This window comes from Maledivibacter sp. (genome assembly GCA_025210375.1).
Classification (GTDB): Bacteria; Bacillota; Clostridia; order Peptostreptococcales; family Caminicellaceae; genus JAOASB01.
The window spans coordinates 75,039-91,954 of record JAOASB010000010.1; the positions used below are offsets into that span (position 1 = coordinate 75,039).

Here is a 16,916-nt window from a genome sequence, read left to right on the forward strand (position 1 = left end):
GAAAAAGTATCAAAACAGATTGCAGGCTCGAGTCATATAGGGTATTCTAAAATAGCGGATAGTGAACTTTAAGATTGTTAAAAGCAATTCATACTGGGCTTAATGCTAAAGTAAATGCCTATGCAAGAATATATGATTTTGCTAAGGAGAATAATTATAAAGTAATTGAGAAATATAAGATAAATTCAGAAAAATTTATGAAAGAGTAATAATATAGAGATTCCAGTCAAAACTTTAATTTATACATATCAAAAATCCCCATAGGCATGGGATATTTTAATATGTATAAATTAAGATTTACTTGGAACTCTCTATAATAGATGGGATGGGACAGATGAAAAAAATAAAAAAAGAAATTATTATAAAGGTCAAATCTAGATTCGCTAATAAATTCAAAAGTGGGTATCCATTGATCTTTAAGGAAGCTATAATCAACATTGAAGATATTGATAGGGAAGGGTCTATAGTTAAGCTAGTAGATGAAAAAAACAGATTTATTGCAAGGGGATATTATGGAAAGCAAAATAAAGGATATGGATGGATTCTTAGTAGAAAAGAAAATATAAAAATAGATGTAAACTTTTTCCAAAACAAGCTAATGGCAGCTTTAAACAAAAGAGCAGCCCTTTATAATGATACTGAGACAAATGCCTTTAGGATTTTTAATGGAGAAGGTGATGGAATAGGGGGTTTAACCATTGACAATTTCGATGGATATTACTTAATAAACTGGTACAGTAAAGGCATCTATAAGTTCAGAGATGATATAGTAAATTCATTAAAAAGATTGGTTGAATTTAAGGCTATATATCATAAAAAGAGATTTGATACAAAGGGTAAATACATTGAAGAGGATGGATTTATCCTCGGTGAGAGGGGTCAGTTTCCTATCATAGTTAAAGAAAATGGGGTTAATTTTGCTGTATATTTAGATGAAGGTGCTATGGTGGGGGTATTTTTAGATCAGCGAGATGTGAGAAGAACTATTAGAGACAAGTATGCAAAGGGAAAATCAGTTTTAAATACGTTCTCTTATACAGGTGCATTTTCAGTATACGCGGCATTAGGAGGAGCAAAAAAAACGACCAGTGTTGATCTAGCAAATAGAAGCTTGTCAAAGACAATCGAGCAGTTTAGTGTAAATGGGATAGATTATGAAGCCCATGATATAGTTGTGGAGGATGTATTTAATTATTTTAAATATGCAGTAAAGAAAGCCTTAAAATTTGATATGGTTATACTTGATCCCCCCAGCTTTGCTAAATCAAAGAAATTTAAGTTTAGTGCCGCAAGTGATTATAAAAATTTACTAAAAGAGGCCATTGCCATAACCGAGGATAATGGGATTATAGTAGCGTCCACAAACTGTAGCACCTTCGGTATGGAGAAATTCAAAGGATTTATAGATACAGCATTCAATGAAACCCAGGGCAAATATAAACTGCTAGAAGAATTTTCCCTTCCATCGGATTTTAGAGTCATTAAGGAATTTGAAGAAGGTAACTATCTAAAGGTTGTGTTTATTAAGAAAATTAAAGGATAGCTTTATAGATATTCCAGTTAAACAGTTAATTTATACACATCAAAACTCCCTAGAAACATCGCATATTTTGATATGTATAAATTAAGATTCACCCTAAACTCTCTATAATAAAATATATTTTTTTACAATATACTGAATGTTTTAATATATATGGGGTAAACATTATAAAAGCTAATAGATTTTTTCAGGAGGTTTTTAATGATGTCAAAGTTATTTTCAAGTTATAGTCTAAAAGAAATTGATTTGAAAAATAGGATAATAATGGCCCCAATGTGTATGTATAGTGCAGATGATAAAGGAAATGCTATGCCATGGCATTATATTCACTATGTGAGTAGAGCCCTAGGGGGAACGGGGCTTATAGTATTTGAAGCAACGGCGGTGGAAGGTAGAGGTAGAATAACTGACCGGGATTTAGGCATATGGGATGATTCCCATATGGAAGGCTTAAAAAATATAGTAGAGGAATGTAAAAAATATGGAGCCAAGGTAGGAGTGCAGCTTGCCCATGCGGGAAGAAAATGTGAAATTACTTCCGAGGACATCATAGCACCTAGTCCAATAGCCTTTAGTGAAAAATATAAAGTACCTAGAGAAATGAATAAAGAAGATATGAGTGAAGTTATTGATGCTTTTAAAGAAGCAGCTAAAAGAGCCAAAAAAATTGGTTTTGATGCGGTTCAAATCCATGGAGCCCACGGGTATTTGATAAATGAATTTATGTCGCCTATCACAAATAAAAGAAGTGATGAATATGGTGGGAAGCTTGAAAACAGAGCAAGATTTCTAAAAGAAGTCATAAAGGCAGTTAGGGAAGAGTGGCCCCAAGAAAATCCATTAATATTAAGGGTTTCAGCGGAAGAGTACCTTGATGAAGGTAATCATCCTAAGGATGTAGCAGAAATCATTAATTTAGTTAAAGATGAAGGTGTTGACATGGTTAATGTAAGCTCCGGAGGAGTGGCAAGGGCGAAGATCAATACTTATTCAGGTTATCAAATTAAATATGCTGAAGAAATAAAAAGTATGACGGAACTACCAGTTGTTGCCGGGGGACTTATTACTTCTGCCCCTATGGCTGAAGAGATAATACAAAATAATAGAGGGGATTTTGTTTATTTAGGACGAGAGCTTTTAAGAAACCCCTATTGGCCATTAAATGCAGCAAAAGAATTAGGGGTAGATACTGATTGGCCAGTTCAGTATTCAATGGCAAATAAATAAGGGAAAGTTCAGTCTGTCACTAAAGCTAGAATTATACAATGGTGATAGACTGATTTTTTTTGATATAATTAACTTATAAAATGTAAGTTGAGGTGTAAATATGAATAAAACCATTGGCATACTGGCCCATGTGGATGCAGGGAAAACTACATTTTCCGAGGGTCTTCTATATCATACAAATGCTATTAAGGAAAGAGGAAGGGTAGATCATAAAAATTCATATCTAGATAATCACGAAATAGAAAGGGAAAGAGGAATAACGATATTTTCAGACCAAGCAGTTATGGAATATAAGGGTGATACTTACTATATAATAGATACTCCTGGCCATGTTGATTTTTCACCAGAGATGGAAAGGACCATAATGGTTATGGATTATGCCATCATAATAATAAGTGCAGTAGAAGGAGTGCAAGGACATACTGAGACTGTGTGGCAGCTGCTTAAAAAGTATAAAACACCGGTTTTTTTCTTTATAAATAAAATGGATAGAGTTGGAGCAGATGTAAATAGAGTATTAAAAGAAATAAGAGCAAATTTAACCGACGATGTATGTCATATTTCTAATTCTTTAGAAGAGTTAAATGAAGAAATAATAGAATTCATGGCAGAGAGAAATGAAGAGCTTCTTGAGCTATATATGGAAGGTAAATACGAGAAAAATACATGGCTAAGCTATATGAAGAAAATGATTAAGGATAATAATATTTATATATGTGCAAGTGGTTCTGCCCTACAGGATAAAGGGGTACTAGAATTTTTAGATAATCTTCATGAACTTACAGAAGCTAACTATAATGATGAAGGCTTTGAAGCCAGAATATACAAAATAGGACACGAAAAAAACGGAACTAAAATAACCTATATGAAAATATTAAGAGGCAGTATAAAGGTAAGGGATGAGATTGCCTATAAATGTAGACAAGATGAAATAAGGGAAAAGATAACTCAAATAAGAATATATAATGGAGCAAAGTATAGGACCATAGATAGTGCCAGTGCAGGACAGCTAATTGGAGTTATGGGCTTATCTAAGACCTGTGCTGGACAGGGTTTGGGTCATGACCTTGAGGAGTTGGTCTACAATATGATTCCAGCTTTAAAATCTAAAGTCATATTTGATACCTCATTAAATGTAAAGGAAGTAGTTAGAGCCTTTAACATATTAAATGAAGAAGATCCTTCCTTAAAGGTTACATGGGAAGAAGAACTAGGGGAGATTCATATACATGTAATGGGGCCTATACAATTAGAAATATTGGAAAGAATAGTAAAGGATAGATTTGGACTTTCCCTAGGCTTTGGAAAGCCCAGTATTCTATATAAAGAAAGTATCCAGGGGGAAGTGATTGGCTATGGTCATTTTGAACCCCTTGGACACTATTCAGAAGTCCATCTAAAAATAGAGTCAGGAAAAAGAAATAGCGGCATAGAGTTTAAAAACCTATGTCATACAGATCACTTAACTAAGGGAAATCAAAATCTTATAAAATATCATATATATGAAAGGGAGCATAGAGGGGTGCTTACGGGTAGTCCATTAACTGATATAAAAATCACCTTGCTTACGGGAAGGGCACATAATAAGCATACCAGTGGAGGGGATTTTAGACAAGCTACCTATAGGGCATTAAGACAAGGCCTTGAAAAGGCTGATAATGTACTCCTTGAACCATATTATGACTTTAAAATAAAAGTAGATTTAAATCATATGGGTAGAGTTCTATCGGATATTCAAAAGGCAAGTGGTAGCTTCGAGCCTCCACAGAATAAAGGGGATAAAGCTATTATACGGGGAAGAGTCCCTGTATCGACCTTCATGAATTATCCTAACCAGTTAGTGGCCTTTACTGGAGGAAAGGGAATGATAAATCTTGTTTTTGGAGGATATGACATATGTCATAATAAGGATGAGGTAATAGAAAGCATGGCATATGATAAAAATGCTGATATGGAATATAGCTCATCCTCCATATTTTGTTCAAAGGGACAAGCCTATGTGGTATCTTGGCAAGATGTAGAGGAAGAAATGCACTGCTTGTAAGCCTTTTAGTTGAAAAACTAAAGGGTTTTTTTATATAAAAATTTTAATAACAATAAAAAAATCGATACTTTCAACATGGATGCTTTAGTGATAAAATGTTTATGTTTGCGTAAAAAATCTATCACTATAGAATAGCAATAAGTCCTTTACATATTGATTCTTAGGTATCTTAGAGACCTTGTCTATTGAAAAATCAAGATGTAGATTTATTAGTGTTTTCTATATAAAAGGAGCAGTAGTAGCATGAAAAAATTACAGCCTAAAATTTTCAAGTGTCTTAAAACCTATAACTTCAAACAGTTCTTAAATGACATGACTGCGGGGTTAATAGTAGCGATCATAGCTTTACCATTATCCATTGCATTAGCAATTGCTTCTGGGGTATCGCCGGAAAAGGGACTGCACACAGCCATCATAGCCGGTTTTTTCATATCATTTCTAGGAGGTAGCCGGGTACAAATAGGGGGGCCCACGGGGGCTTTCATGGTCATAGTTTACGGTATACTCACTAAGTATGGCATGGAAGGATTAATAATATCAACCATAATGGCAGGGATATTTCTAATCTTAATGGGGGTATTCAGATTGGGTAATATGATAAAATTTATACCTTACCCTATAACCACAGGATTTACTAGTGGAATTGCTTTAGTAATATTTTCGACCCAGATAAAGGATTTCTTTGGACTCTCCATCACTAATGTACCGGGAGAGTTTATAGAAAAGTGGAGGGTTTATTTTGAGTATATACATACAATAAACTGGACAACCATGATACTTGCACTTTTTTCATTGGCAATTATTATTTTGTGGCCTAAAATTAATAAAAAAATACCTGGATCACTGGTCGCCCTTGTATTAGCAACCCTTATAGCATACTTTTTCAAGCTTGATGTAGCCACCATAGGGAGTAAGTATGGGGAGCTATCATCTGCTTTTCCAAAACCAAGTATTCCTTCATTAAGCCTGAATAAAGTAGAGAATCTTATGGCACCTGCACTCACCATTGCTTTACTAGGAGCCATCGAGTCCCTTTTGTCAGCCGTTGTAGCGGATGGTATGATAGGAGGAAAACATAGATCAAATATGGAACTTATTGCCCAAGGAGTTGGTAATATGATGTCGGGAATATTTGGTGGGATACCGGCTACCGGGGCCATAGCAAGAACAGCAGCAAATATAAAAAATGGGGGGCGTACTCCCGTTTCAGGAATAGTTCATTCAATAGTATTACTGTTGATTATGTTAATATTTATGCCCTATGCCAAACTAATACCCCTATGCACACTTTCTGCTATATTGATGATGGTGGCCTATAATATGAGCGAGTGGAGAGAATTCAAAGCTTTATTCAAAGCTCCCAAAAGTGATGTATTTGTACTTATTACTACATTTATATTAACCGTAATGATAGACCTTGTAGTTGCTATTGAGATAGGTATGGTCTTAGCATGTCTATTATTTATGAAACGTATGTCTGATGTGGCAAATGTGAACGATTTAGTTAGGGATAGAGCTGAGGAAGAATACGGCGATGATGAAGAACTCATAATGGATGTACCAGAGGATATACTGATATATGAAATTAATGGTCCATTTTTCTTCGGTGCCGCGGATAAATTTATGGAAGTAATAGATAGAGTTCAAAGGCCTTCTAGGCTCATGATATTAAGAATGAGAAATGTGCCTGCCATGGATGCAACAGCACTTCATGCCTTGGAGAGATTATTTAATATCTGTAAAAAGCATAGAACTAAATTGGTAATATCTAATATACAAAAGCAGCCATATTCTATGCTTAAGAAAGCTGGATTTATAGAAAAAATTGGTGAAGATAATTTATATAAAAATCTAGAAGAAGCCCTTCAAAATGTAAATAGTAAATAAAAAACTTCAATGTAATAGGGACAAAGAATTTTACCATTTCTTTGTCCCTATTACATTTAAGGTATTTTATTTTTAAAGACTACCAGTTTCTGGACTTCTAAAATTTGATATATCCATGTTTAAAGCATAATCTATTTCTTCTAGCATACTTTTCTTATCCTTTGGAAGTTTACCGCTGATATCCCAATGGTTAGAACTATGATCACTGACGAAATTACTATCAATTCCCTCCAGGTTTTCCACCAATAGCTTCGTTTCCCTTAATGCTTTATGTCCATTGAGGAGCTTGAATTTACCTTCTTTATACATATCATACATAGGAGTATTTTCAAAAGGTATAAAGGTTCTTAGCCTAATAAAATCAGGGTTGATTTCATTAAAAACTTTAGCACTGTTTATTGCATGCTGTCTTGATAATTTATGTCCGCCAACACCAACTATATAGTATAAGCTCAATTCTATATTTGCACCTTTAATTAGCTTTCCAGCCCTTATTATTTCATCGGAAGTGTTTCCCTTATTTATAAGACTTAAAACTTCATCATCTCCGGATTCCATTCCAGAATGCAATCTTGTTAATCCAGCTTTATTAAGCTCTTTGAGTTCATCTAAGGATTTTAAATTAATATACTGAGATGACCCGTACATTGTAATTCTTTTTAAGCTTGGAAATAGCTCATGGGCATAATTTAACATCTCTAGCAAATCCTTTGTCTTCATCAATATTGTATTTCCGTCGCTAAAAAATATCTTCTCAACAGTATCACCATAATGCATTTTGGCTAGAACTAAGTCTTCCTTGATTTCCTTTAAGGGCCTTATTATAAATCTACGGTCTTTATACATATTGCAGAAGTTACACTTATTATGGGGACATCCAATAGTAGCTTGAATAATCAAGCTGTCAAATTCACTTGGGGGTCGATAAACTAGACCTTGATATCTAATATTAATCACTCCATTTCTTAGAAATTCGACTTAAACAAAAGTTTTTTTATTGCCCATTTATGATTAATTGAGCAAATTGTATAATTACTTTTTATAGAAACCATCTACTACATGTAGTTTAAAAATCCTCAAAGCTATGGCATATATTTATAAAGCCTAGCTAAGTGGGAACTATACAGCTTCCTCAATTATTATTTATTATAATATACTACCTTTAAAATTAAAACCAGCATATTATATAAGCTGGTCAAAAAATTTATTCCGCAGGAAATCTTTGGTTTTCTATTCTATACCTACTTACCTATCATGGATTTCAAAGAGTTTGGGTGTATTAACAGTCAAGAATTTAACAGTCTTGTTTGTAGAATTACCCCAATTATGGGGAGTTTTTGACTGTATATGCATGCTGTCCCCTGGATATAAAAGATGTTTTTTATTATCTATTAGGACAGTCAATATTCCTTCTAAAACGTATAAAAATTCTTCACCTTCATGGGAAAACGAGGTGATATCTTCATCGGACTCACTTGGTAGGATAGTTACAAGCATAGGTGAAAGATTTTTTCCCTCAACATCATTTGACAAGCTGTGGAATATGGATTTAGAGTTTTGTACTTGAAAAATTTTCTGCTCAAAACTTCTAATTATTCTTGTATTATTTTCCTTGGGTAGTGCAAAAAAGTATGACAAATGTATTCCTAATACTTGGGCAATGCTCTGCAAAGAACTGATGGCTGGAGAGGTTAAGCCTCTTTCTAATTGTGATAAGTATCCTATTGATAATTCTGTTTGCTCACTTAAATCCTTCAGGGTCAAATCCTTTGAGATTCTTAACTCTTTGATTTTCTTACCTATTTCCTTTTCCATATGTTAATCGAACTCCTTTTTGTCTTTAATAATCCTAGGAATTATCAAATATTTATAAATGAGTAAATTGCATAATTACTTCCCATGAAAACCATATATAGATATTCCCATATTAGGCTTGGTAAGCTCAGAGTTATACAATTTCCTCAAAATAATAGTTCTACATTGGAAGTAGATATCCTTCTCGTATTTTCATTGATTAAAAATAATTTCACAAATATGAAAAACATGCTTATATCCTAATCAATTAAATCAAAGATTATATTTCCATATTAGGCTTGGCCAAGTAAGAGGTATGCAATTTCCTCATAGTATTATTTATCAATTTCAGTGATAATAAATAATGAAAATCCGGTTGCAATAATTTCATTAGATAACAATTTAATCCTAATGCAAAAAAGCATCAATAACAGCTTTTAAAATGTCGAAAAATGTGATATTATGTCGTAGTGCTTATATTTTTAATACTATTATTTTAGAGGAGGATATTATGGGCAATAATCAAACACAAAATGTAAAAATCACAAATGCCGATCCATCAGCATTAGGTTTATTTGGGCTTGCTATAGTGACTCTTGTGGCATCATCTCAAAAGCTTGGACTTACTGAAGGAGTGTCATTTGTAATTCCTTGGGCTATATTCTTGGGAGCTTTTGCACAATTATTTGCTTGTATTAATGATTCTAAAAAAGGCAATACCTTCGGGACCACAGCCTTTGGAGGATATGCATTTTTCTGGTTTGGGGTTGCAGCTTCTTGGCTTATCAAATTAGGGGTATTTGGTGAGAAGATGGCAGAAACAGCGGATGTTAGACAACTTGGGTTTGCATTTATAGGGTATTTGATTTTTTCTATTTATATGACAATTGGAGCTATGGAGACACATAAAGTACTATTTACCATTTTTGTTTTGATTGATTTATTATTTATAGGTTTATCTCTTAGTACATTTGGCATAATCCATGATGCAGCACATACACTAGCAGCATTTTCAGAACTGCTTATATCTTTAGTTGCATTTTATGGTTCGGCTGCGGCTGTATTAAATACACATTTTGGCAAAGAATTTTTACCAGTGGGAAAACCCTTTGGAATATTTAAATAAGGGTAATAAAAAATTATTGGCCCCTTAAAGTGGAGAAATAAAAATCTACTTTAAGGGGATTTTGTTTTGATTGAGATTTCTATAGTATAATAAAATTTCACACAATAATACTATAAAGTAAGGTGATTTATATGGATGCAAAAATAATATTTGAAGACAAACACATTATAGTTGCTGAGAAGCCTCCTAAGGTACCTTCTCAAAGCGATAAAACAGAGGATCTCGATATGCTTAGCATGTTAAAAGCTCATTTAAAGCGTAACTATCCTGGGGCTAGGAATCCTTATATTGGGCTTATTCATAGATTGGATAGACCCGTTGGAGGATTAATGGTGTTTGCAAAAACTAAAGAAGCAAATGCAAGATTATCAGAGGAAATTAGAACAAAAAGATTTAAGAAGGAATATTATGCAGTGGTATGTGGTAAACCTGAAAAATCCAAAGAGGAGCTTAAAGATTATTTATTAAAGCGTCAAAAAATCAATATGTCAAAGGTAGTTTCGCCGGGCACTAAAAATGCAAAGGAAGCAATATTGGAATATCAGACTATAGGAAGTGTTGGTACCGATGAGTATGGGACACTCAGTCTTGTAAAAATAATATTAAAAACCGGAAGACATCATCAAATACGTGTTCAACTTTCAAATGCAGGTTTGCCATTATGGGGGGATAATAAGTATAATAAAACCTTTGTGAAAATGAGGAAATGGACACAAATTGCTCTTTGGGCCGCTTCTATATCCTTTGATCATCCAAAGGACAAGAAGCTATGTACATTTAAATCAAAGCCAAATGAAGAATATCCTTTTACATTATTTAGTATATAAAGGATATATGATGTATCTCAGCATTATAAGCCTAATTTGTGAAATACCTTGAACAATCCTAAGGGGGACCGTCTTTTAAGGCAGTCCCTTGTTCTTATCCTAAAAACTCGGGAGTTGTTACATGATCCCCTCGAATTGCTTTTCTTAAAATAGTAAAATCAATATTATTGTTGCCAAGATTAAAAGAGCAAGGATATTTTGCACCACAGTTCTGGCATTCTATATATTGTCTTGAAGAGGATTGATCACGACTGTCAAACAAAAATGGAAGATTTTGAGATTCGCTAATTGAAGATTCAGCAGTAGGGGTATTTATTTTATATGTGTATACATATGTCGCTTCATATTTGGCTAAAAAGCTTTTTCCTTTACAGGAGGGACAAGATATTGATTTAGATATATCCAAGGTTAGTCTCCTTTCTATTATAGATATTCCAGTTAAACAGTTAATTTATACACATCAAAAATCCCTAGAAACATCGGATATTTTGAGATGTATAAATTAAGTTTAACTTTGGCAAATCTATATAGATATTCCAGTCAAAACTTAATTTATATATGCATAAATACTCAATATTTTTTAGAGTTTTGGGTATGTATAAATTAAAGTCTTTACTTAGATCCCTATATAAACCTGATAATAGTATTTCTTTATAAGGCTCTTTTATATACGTACTAAATGTAAAAAATAAAAGCAGACACGGAATGGAATATTATGTGACTAAATTTCAAGAAGGAAAAAGTCAAAAAATGTCGAATTAAATCATAATAAAATATAAGAGTAAATGTATAAATATAGTGTAGGAGAGACGACTTTATGAGAAATAAATCAGGTGAGGCAATAACGTTAAATCGCAAAAAGATAAACCTCAGACATACAACAGATTTTGTTCCTGGCTATATGAAACTACATAAAAAGTTTATTATTATTTTTGGTATAATTACAATTGCAACAATCGGTGTGGGATACATAGTTACTAATACTATGGGGCAAGACAATCTTAAGGACATAGACCATCTAAGCATTAAATACTTTATGATTTTAATTTTGCTTATAGGATGTATTTATTTTACAGCCGCTTGGTTCTTTATGAATAAATATATTTTTAACCGACTAGAGTCCCTTATGATTAGTGTGAATGAAATCAGTAGAAACAAGGATTTGTCAACCCGTATTTGTACAACACCCAAGGATGAAATATCCACATTAGAGAGTGAATTTAATATAATGCTCGATGCTTTACAAGAATCACAAAATAAGCTCATGCATCAATCCCAGCATGATGATTTAACAAATTTACCAAATAGGACCTATTTTTATCAGCAGGCAAAGAGACTATTAAATAGGGCAAAATATGAAGGCCATTTGGCGGCAGTATTATTTTTTGATATTGATAAATTTAAGGGAATTAACGATTCGTTGGGCCATGAGATAGGTGATTATGTACTTAGGATTGTTACTAAAAGACTAAAGGAGAATATATCTTCAAATAATATAATTTCCCGTATAGGTGGAGACGAATTTATTATATTTCTTTCCAATATAAAAATAATAAAAGAGATAGAAGAGATAATTCAAAAAATTATCGACACTATCAAGGTACCTATTTTTAGTAATGATAAGCAGATATTTATTACATCAAGTATTGGTATTAGCCTTTATCCATGTCATGGTGATGATATTGAAGCATTGATCAATAATGCGGATATTGCTATGAATCGTGTAAAAAAGGAAGGAAAAAATGGATTTAAATTCTATACAAGGGATATGAGAAATAGAATATCTGTAGATATGCTTCGTAGTACATTACAAAATGGTGAATTGGAATTGTACTATCAATCTAAGGTGAATGCAGATATAGGTCAAATTGAAGGAATGGAGGCATTACTCCGTTGGAAAAACCCTAAATATGGCATGATTTCTCCCATGGAATTTATTCCACTGGCAGAGGAAACTGGGTTGATTATACCCATTGGAGAGTGGGTTTTAAAAAGAGCTTGTATGCAAAACAAAAAATGGCAGGATACGGGATATAGACCTATGAGAGTTGCTGTGAATATATCTAGTATTCAGTTTATGCAGTCGGATTTTATACCTATGGTTAAGGATGTATTAAAGGAAACAAAATTGGAGGGGAGTTATTTAGAGCTGGAAATAACTGAGAGTGTAGCTTTGAATAAGGAAGAAGAAGTAATAGATAAATTGCTTATACTAAGGGATATAGGAATACATATTTCCATTGATGATTTTGGCACAGGGTATAGTTCCCTAAGTTATTTGGAAAGACTACCTGTAGATAGCCTAAAAATAGATAGAGAATTTATTAAAAATATTGGCAATGATTCAACCGTTGTCAAAATGATTATTGGTATGGCTAAAAGCTTAGAGCTTTCTGTAGTGGCAGAAGGTGTTGAAACCAATGAACAATCAAACTATTTGATGCAATTTGGGTGCAAATCTATGCAAGGTTATTTATTTAGCAAACCACTCCCCACTGAGAAATTTGAAAAGCTACTGTTAGAAGAAAATAGATGATTAAATGGAAAATCTGTTTCACCTTCAGCTCATTTAAAATATGATGAAGGTGAGGAGGTTTGGGAATTTATAATTATATTTTATAAGTAATGTGGGAATATGGAGATTTATACAATTTAAATTTGTAAAAAATATGCTATACTGTAATAAATATAATTTTATAATTAAGATATAGAGATTCCATTTAAAACGTTACTTGGAATCCTCTATAGAAAAATATGGAGATGATTTTCATGAAGCTGTGTTCTGTTTGTAAAAAAAATGTAGCAATCATATTCACAACAAAAATGGAAAATGGGAAAACTGAAATGAATGGTTTATGTATAGATTGTGCGAAGAAGATGGGTATACCTGTTATAGATCAATTAATGCAGCAAACTGGGATGAGTAAAGAGGACGTTAATAACTTAACTGACCAAATGAATAATATGTTTGAAGATATGGATATAGATGAGTTGGATGGCGATAATATGTTTATGAATTTTTTAAACGGATCTTTTTCATCTATGGACAATGGGCAAAGCAAAGAGGATGAGTCTCAAAATAAAGAAGAATCTTCAGATATAAAGGATGAAATAAGTGATCGGAAAAAAAGCAAAAAAGCTAAAAAGAAAAGAAAACATCTGGAGCTGTACGGTATAAACTTAACTGAGAGAGCTAAAAATAATGGTGTAGATAAGATTGTTGGTAGACATAGAGAAATAGATAGGGTAGTACAAATACTAAATAGGCGAAGTAAAAACAATCCTATATTGATCGGCGAGCCTGGTGTAGGTAAAACAGCCATCGCAGAGGGTTTAGCCGTTAGGATAGTAGAAAAATTAGTTCCAGCAAAATTATTTAATGCAGAAATCTATCTTTTGGATTTGACGGCTATAGTAGCAGGAACTCAATTTAGAGGACAATTTGAAGGACGTATGAAAGCCATCTTAAAGGAAGCAAAAGAGTGCGGCAATATTATTTTAGTAATTGATGAAGTTCATAACATCATGGGTGCTGGTGAGGTTCACGGAGGAGTAATGAATGCAGCCAACATCTTAAAACCAGCCCTTGCTAGGGGAGAAATACAGGTTATAGGAGCCACAACCCTTGAGGAATATAGAAAGCATATTGAAAAGGATTCTGCCCTAGAGAGAAGATTTCAGCCTGTGCTAGTTGAAGAACCAACCACTGAAGAAACCATAGAGATTTTAAAGGGCATAAAAAATTATTACGAAGAATATCATAAAGTAAAAATAGGGGATAAAGTTCTTGAAGCAGCTGCGAAGCTATCAGAAAGATATATTACCGATAGATATCTACCGGACAAAGCAATAGATGTAATCGACGAAGCTGGTTCTAGAGCTAATCTAAAAAATCAAGGTTTGGTAGAATTGGAAGCATTAAAGGAAGAGTTAAATAAGGTACAAGAGGAAAAAGAGGATGCGGCTATTAAAAATGACTATGAAAAGGCTGCAGAATGTAAGATGAAGGAATGCAAGTTGCAGGAAAATATAAAGGAGATAGAAGAAAACTCCAGTAAGGTACAGATAACCGTAGAGGATATTGCATTCGTAATTGAGTCATGGACAAAGATTCCTGTACAAAAGATAACAGAAGAAGAGGCTGAGAAGCTTCTCAACTTAGAAAATAGACTGCATAGAAGAATTGTAGGACAGCAGCAGGCTATTGATAGTTTAGCTAGAACGATCAGACGTAATCGTTCAGGATTCAGAAAAAAGAAGAAACCTGCATCATTTATTTTTGTTGGCCCCACAGGTGTGGGAAAAACTGAGGTAGTTAAGGCCTTAGCTGAAGAGCTTTTTGGCAGCGAAGATGCTATGATTCGTATAGATATGTCTGAGTATATGGAAAAACATACTGTTTCTAAATTGATTGGAGCCCCTCCAGGATATGTGGGCTTTGATCAAGGAGGACAATTAACTGAGAAAGTAAGAAGAAAACCCTATTCGGTTATTCTTTTAGATGAGATCGAAAAGGCTCATCCCGATGTATTTAATATGCTTCTTCAAATTCTTGAGGATGGAAGGCTTACTGATAGCCAAGGTAGAACGGTTTTCTTTGAAAATACAGTAATCGTTATGACCTCTAATGCAGGAAGTCACCTCAAATCATCTGGAATGGGCTTTGCTAAGGATGATTATACGGCTTTAGAAGCACGCGTAAAAAATTCTCTACGAGAAATTTTCAGACCAGAATTTTTAAATAGAGTAGATGAAACCATAGTATTTACTAAACTTTCAAAGGAGCAGCTTCGTAAAATTGTCGATCTTATGATCAAGGAAGTGGCTGATGAGGTTAAGGAAAAATCAATGACCATAGAGGTTTCAGATGATGTAAGAGAATTTATATTAAAAGAAGGTTATGATGAAAAGTATGGTGCTAGGCCACTAAGAAGGACTATTCAAAGACATATTGAAGATGAAATTGCAGAAATGTATCTTCAGAAAAAGTTTAAGGAAGGGTCTAATATAAAAGTAGATTTATGTGAAGAAAAGGTTGTTTTAAATTAAATGAGAAACTTGCATAATGATTCAAATTTATCTATAAGGTCAAGGGATGATAAAATCCCTTGGCTTTTTTGAATTATTAACAAGATAAAAGAATTGTGATATAAATAGTATAAAGATTTTAAAATAATCAAAGGGGTCAATGCCTATGGAAACTACCTATAATTTTTATAATCCAATCCAAAAGGAATCAGTAATTATCGATAGTGGTTATAAAGAATATTTGCCTTCAAAGGAATTAAGATCATATATAGCATGTTATTGGGAGAGCAATCGTGAAAGGAACTATAGCACTATTAATGGTGATGCAAAAAGAGTAGTTCCCGATGGTTGTGTAGATATTATCTTTGATGCCAAGGGATCAAATGCCCCATTTAAAGGTGAAGTTGTTGGCACCATGGATAGGGTTCTTATGCTCAATGAATATGGCTATGTGAGGAATTTTGGAGTAAGATTTTTCCCAGGATGTGCCCATCTGTTTATCAAAATACCTTTGATTGAAATAAAAAACAGCTCTATAAGTCTCGCATCTATTTGGAATAAAGAAGCTAGAATATTAGAAGAGTTGATATCTGATTCAAAGTCAATCTTTGAGAGAATTAATATTATGGACAGGTATTTAAAAAAGATATTATACCATAATGGTCTAGTAGATTTTAATCTATTAAATATATTAACAAAAATCTATGAAAGTAAAGGCAATATAGGACTTAAGGATATAACAGCTAGGGAGATAATAAGTCAAAGACAAATACATAGAAGCTTTGTTAACTGGATAGGATTAAACCCTAAATCATTCATCAAGGTTATTAGACTTCAGAATATTTATAATAATGCCCTTAGAAATACCAATACGAATATTTTTCATATTGCGTTAAGTAACGGATACTATGACCAATCCCATTTTATCAAGGACTTTAAAAAGTTCTATGGTGATACTCCTTCTAAAATATGAGGATTCCAGTCAAAGTTTTAATTTAACATATTAAAAATCCCCACAAACATCGGATATTTTGATATATATAAATTAAGATTTACCCTAAGCTCCCTATATTTAGACATAAATAGTTTGGGAGATTATTTGTGTCCATTTTTTACAATAAATTATTTATAATATCTGATAATATAAATAAAAATAGTAAAAGGAGATTACATATGGGTGAATGGTATGAAGCAAAATGCGGGATTGAATGTAATAAGTGTGAGTATAGAGAAAAGTTTGATTGTAAGGGATGTATTGCATCAAAGGGCAAAATGTTTTGGGGAGAGTGTAAAATTTCAAAATGCTGCACCGATAAAGATTTAGTGCATTGTGGGAATTGTGATGAGTTTATATGTAAAGATCTTTACGCTTTTGCTTATGATGAAGAGCAGGGGGATAATGGCTTAAGGATCGAAAATCTGAAGAAAAGAATGAAATAAAGG

The 16,916-nt window shown here is 33.1% G+C and carries 13 protein-coding genes; 10 read left to right on the forward strand and 3 right to left on the reverse strand.

Translation table 11 applies throughout. The features are described 5' to 3' along the window. The first annotated feature begins 334 nt into the window (after window positions 1–334). The 4 genes from N4A68_03560 to sulP all read left to right on the forward strand — a co-directional run bounded on the left by N4A68_03560 (window position 335) and on the right by sulP (window position 6,698). A complete protein-coding gene (locus N4A68_03560; protein ID MCT4563393.1) occupies window positions 335–1,543 on the forward strand; it encodes a class I SAM-dependent rRNA methyltransferase in 1,209 nt (402 codons plus the stop codon). Window positions 1,544–1,744: 201 nt separating this feature from the next. Continuing rightward, a complete protein-coding gene (gene namA / locus N4A68_03565) occupies window positions 1,745–2,767 on the forward strand; it encodes an NADPH dehydrogenase NamA (GenBank protein MCT4563394.1) in 1,023 nt (340 codons plus the stop codon). A 100-nt stretch (window positions 2,768–2,867) separates the two neighbouring features. After that, window positions 2,868–4,811, forward strand: coding sequence for a TetM/TetW/TetO/TetS family tetracycline resistance ribosomal protection protein (locus tag N4A68_03570; protein ID MCT4563395.1), 1,944 nt, complete (start codon window positions 2,868–2,870; stop codon window positions 4,809–4,811). Between the two features lie 243 nt (window positions 4,812–5,054). Then, entirely contained in the window at window positions 5,055–6,698 is a 1,644-nt protein-coding gene (gene sulP / locus N4A68_03575) for a sulfate permease (GenBank protein MCT4563396.1), read from the forward strand. A 72-nt stretch (window positions 6,699–6,770) separates the two neighbouring features. Here the strand turns inward: sulP and N4A68_03580 are convergent, their stop codons facing one another. Both N4A68_03580 and N4A68_03585 read right to left on the reverse strand, forming a co-directional pair. After that, window positions 6,771–7,646, reverse strand: a complete 876-nt coding sequence (locus N4A68_03580) for a radical SAM protein (protein ID MCT4563397.1) — start codon at window positions 7,644–7,646, stop codon at window positions 6,771–6,773. Window positions 7,647–7,943: 297 nt separating this feature from the next. After that, window positions 7,944–8,513: an XRE family transcriptional regulator gene (locus N4A68_03585; GenBank protein ID MCT4563398.1), complete on the reverse strand. Its 570-nt coding sequence runs from the start codon at window positions 8,511–8,513 to the stop codon at window positions 7,944–7,946. A 490-nt stretch (window positions 8,514–9,003) separates the two neighbouring features. On the opposite strand from N4A68_03585, the gene N4A68_03590 reads away from it, so the two are divergent. Both N4A68_03590 and N4A68_03595 read left to right on the forward strand, forming a co-directional pair. Beyond that, window positions 9,004–9,618: an acetate uptake transporter gene (locus N4A68_03590; GenBank protein MCT4563399.1), complete on the forward strand. Its 615-nt coding sequence runs from the start codon at window positions 9,004–9,006 to the stop codon at window positions 9,616–9,618. Between the two features lie 131 nt (window positions 9,619–9,749). Beyond that, window positions 9,750–10,445, forward strand: a complete 696-nt coding sequence (locus tag N4A68_03595) for an RluA family pseudouridine synthase (GenBank protein MCT4563400.1) — start codon at window positions 9,750–9,752, stop codon at window positions 10,443–10,445. 94 nt (window positions 10,446–10,539) lie between these two features. Here N4A68_03595 and N4A68_03600 read toward each other — a convergent pair whose 3' ends face one another. Then, window positions 10,540–10,851: a hypothetical protein gene (locus tag N4A68_03600; GenBank protein ID MCT4563401.1), complete on the reverse strand. Its 312-nt coding sequence runs from the start codon at window positions 10,849–10,851 to the stop codon at window positions 10,540–10,542. A 411-nt stretch (window positions 10,852–11,262) separates the two neighbouring features. Here N4A68_03600 and N4A68_03605 point away from each other — a divergent pair, with 411 nt between their 5' ends. The 4 genes from N4A68_03605 to N4A68_03620 all read left to right on the forward strand — a co-directional run bounded on the left by N4A68_03605 (window position 11,263) and on the right by N4A68_03620 (window position 16,913). Then, window positions 11,263–12,981, forward strand: coding sequence for an EAL domain-containing protein (locus N4A68_03605; GenBank protein ID MCT4563402.1), 1,719 nt, complete (start codon window positions 11,263–11,265; stop codon window positions 12,979–12,981). Between the two features lie 233 nt (window positions 12,982–13,214). Beyond that, window positions 13,215–15,494, forward strand: coding sequence for an ATP-dependent Clp protease ATP-binding subunit (locus N4A68_03610; protein ID MCT4563403.1), 2,280 nt, complete (start codon window positions 13,215–13,217; stop codon window positions 15,492–15,494). Window positions 15,495–15,639: 145 nt separating this feature from the next. Continuing rightward, window positions 15,640–16,446 (forward strand): helix-turn-helix transcriptional regulator, encoded by an 807-nt coding sequence (locus N4A68_03615; protein MCT4563404.1) that lies wholly within the window; start codon window positions 15,640–15,642, stop codon window positions 16,444–16,446. A 200-nt stretch (window positions 16,447–16,646) separates the two neighbouring features. Then, on the forward strand, window positions 16,647–16,913 hold the full coding sequence (locus N4A68_03620) for a DUF3795 domain-containing protein (protein ID MCT4563405.1): 267 nt from the start codon (window positions 16,647–16,649) through the stop codon (window positions 16,911–16,913). Window positions 16,914–16,916 lie beyond the last annotated feature (3 nt).

Excerpts from the sequence above, each read along its gene's own strand:
- N4A68_03560 (MCT4563393.1), top strand. The coding sequence starts at position 335 with ATGAAAAAAATAAAAAAAGAAATTATTATAAAGGTCAAATCTAGATTC.
- namA (MCT4563394.1), top strand. The coding sequence starts at position 1,745 with ATGTCAAAGTTATTTTCAAGTTATAGTCTAAAAGAAATTGATTTGAAA.
- N4A68_03570 (MCT4563395.1), top strand. The coding sequence starts at position 2,868 with ATGAATAAAACCATTGGCATACTGGCCCATGTGGATGCAGGGAAAACT.
- sulP (MCT4563396.1), top strand. The coding sequence starts at position 5,055 with ATGAAAAAATTACAGCCTAAAATTTTCAAGTGTCTTAAAACCTATAAC.
- N4A68_03585 (MCT4563398.1), bottom strand. The coding sequence starts at position 8,513 with ATGGAAAAGGAAATAGGTAAGAAAATCAAAGAGTTAAGAATCTCAAAG.
- N4A68_03590 (MCT4563399.1), top strand. The coding sequence starts at position 9,004 with ATGGGCAATAATCAAACACAAAATGTAAAAATCACAAATGCCGATCCA.
- N4A68_03595 (MCT4563400.1), top strand. The coding sequence starts at position 9,750 with ATGGATGCAAAAATAATATTTGAAGACAAACACATTATAGTTGCTGAG.
- N4A68_03605 (MCT4563402.1), top strand. The coding sequence starts at position 11,263 with ATGAGAAATAAATCAGGTGAGGCAATAACGTTAAATCGCAAAAAGATA.
- N4A68_03610 (MCT4563403.1), top strand. The coding sequence starts at position 13,215 with ATGAAGCTGTGTTCTGTTTGTAAAAAAAATGTAGCAATCATATTCACA.
- N4A68_03615 (MCT4563404.1), top strand. The coding sequence starts at position 15,640 with ATGGAAACTACCTATAATTTTTATAATCCAATCCAAAAGGAATCAGTA.
- N4A68_03620 (MCT4563405.1), top strand. The coding sequence starts at position 16,647 with ATGGGTGAATGGTATGAAGCAAAATGCGGGATTGAATGTAATAAGTGT.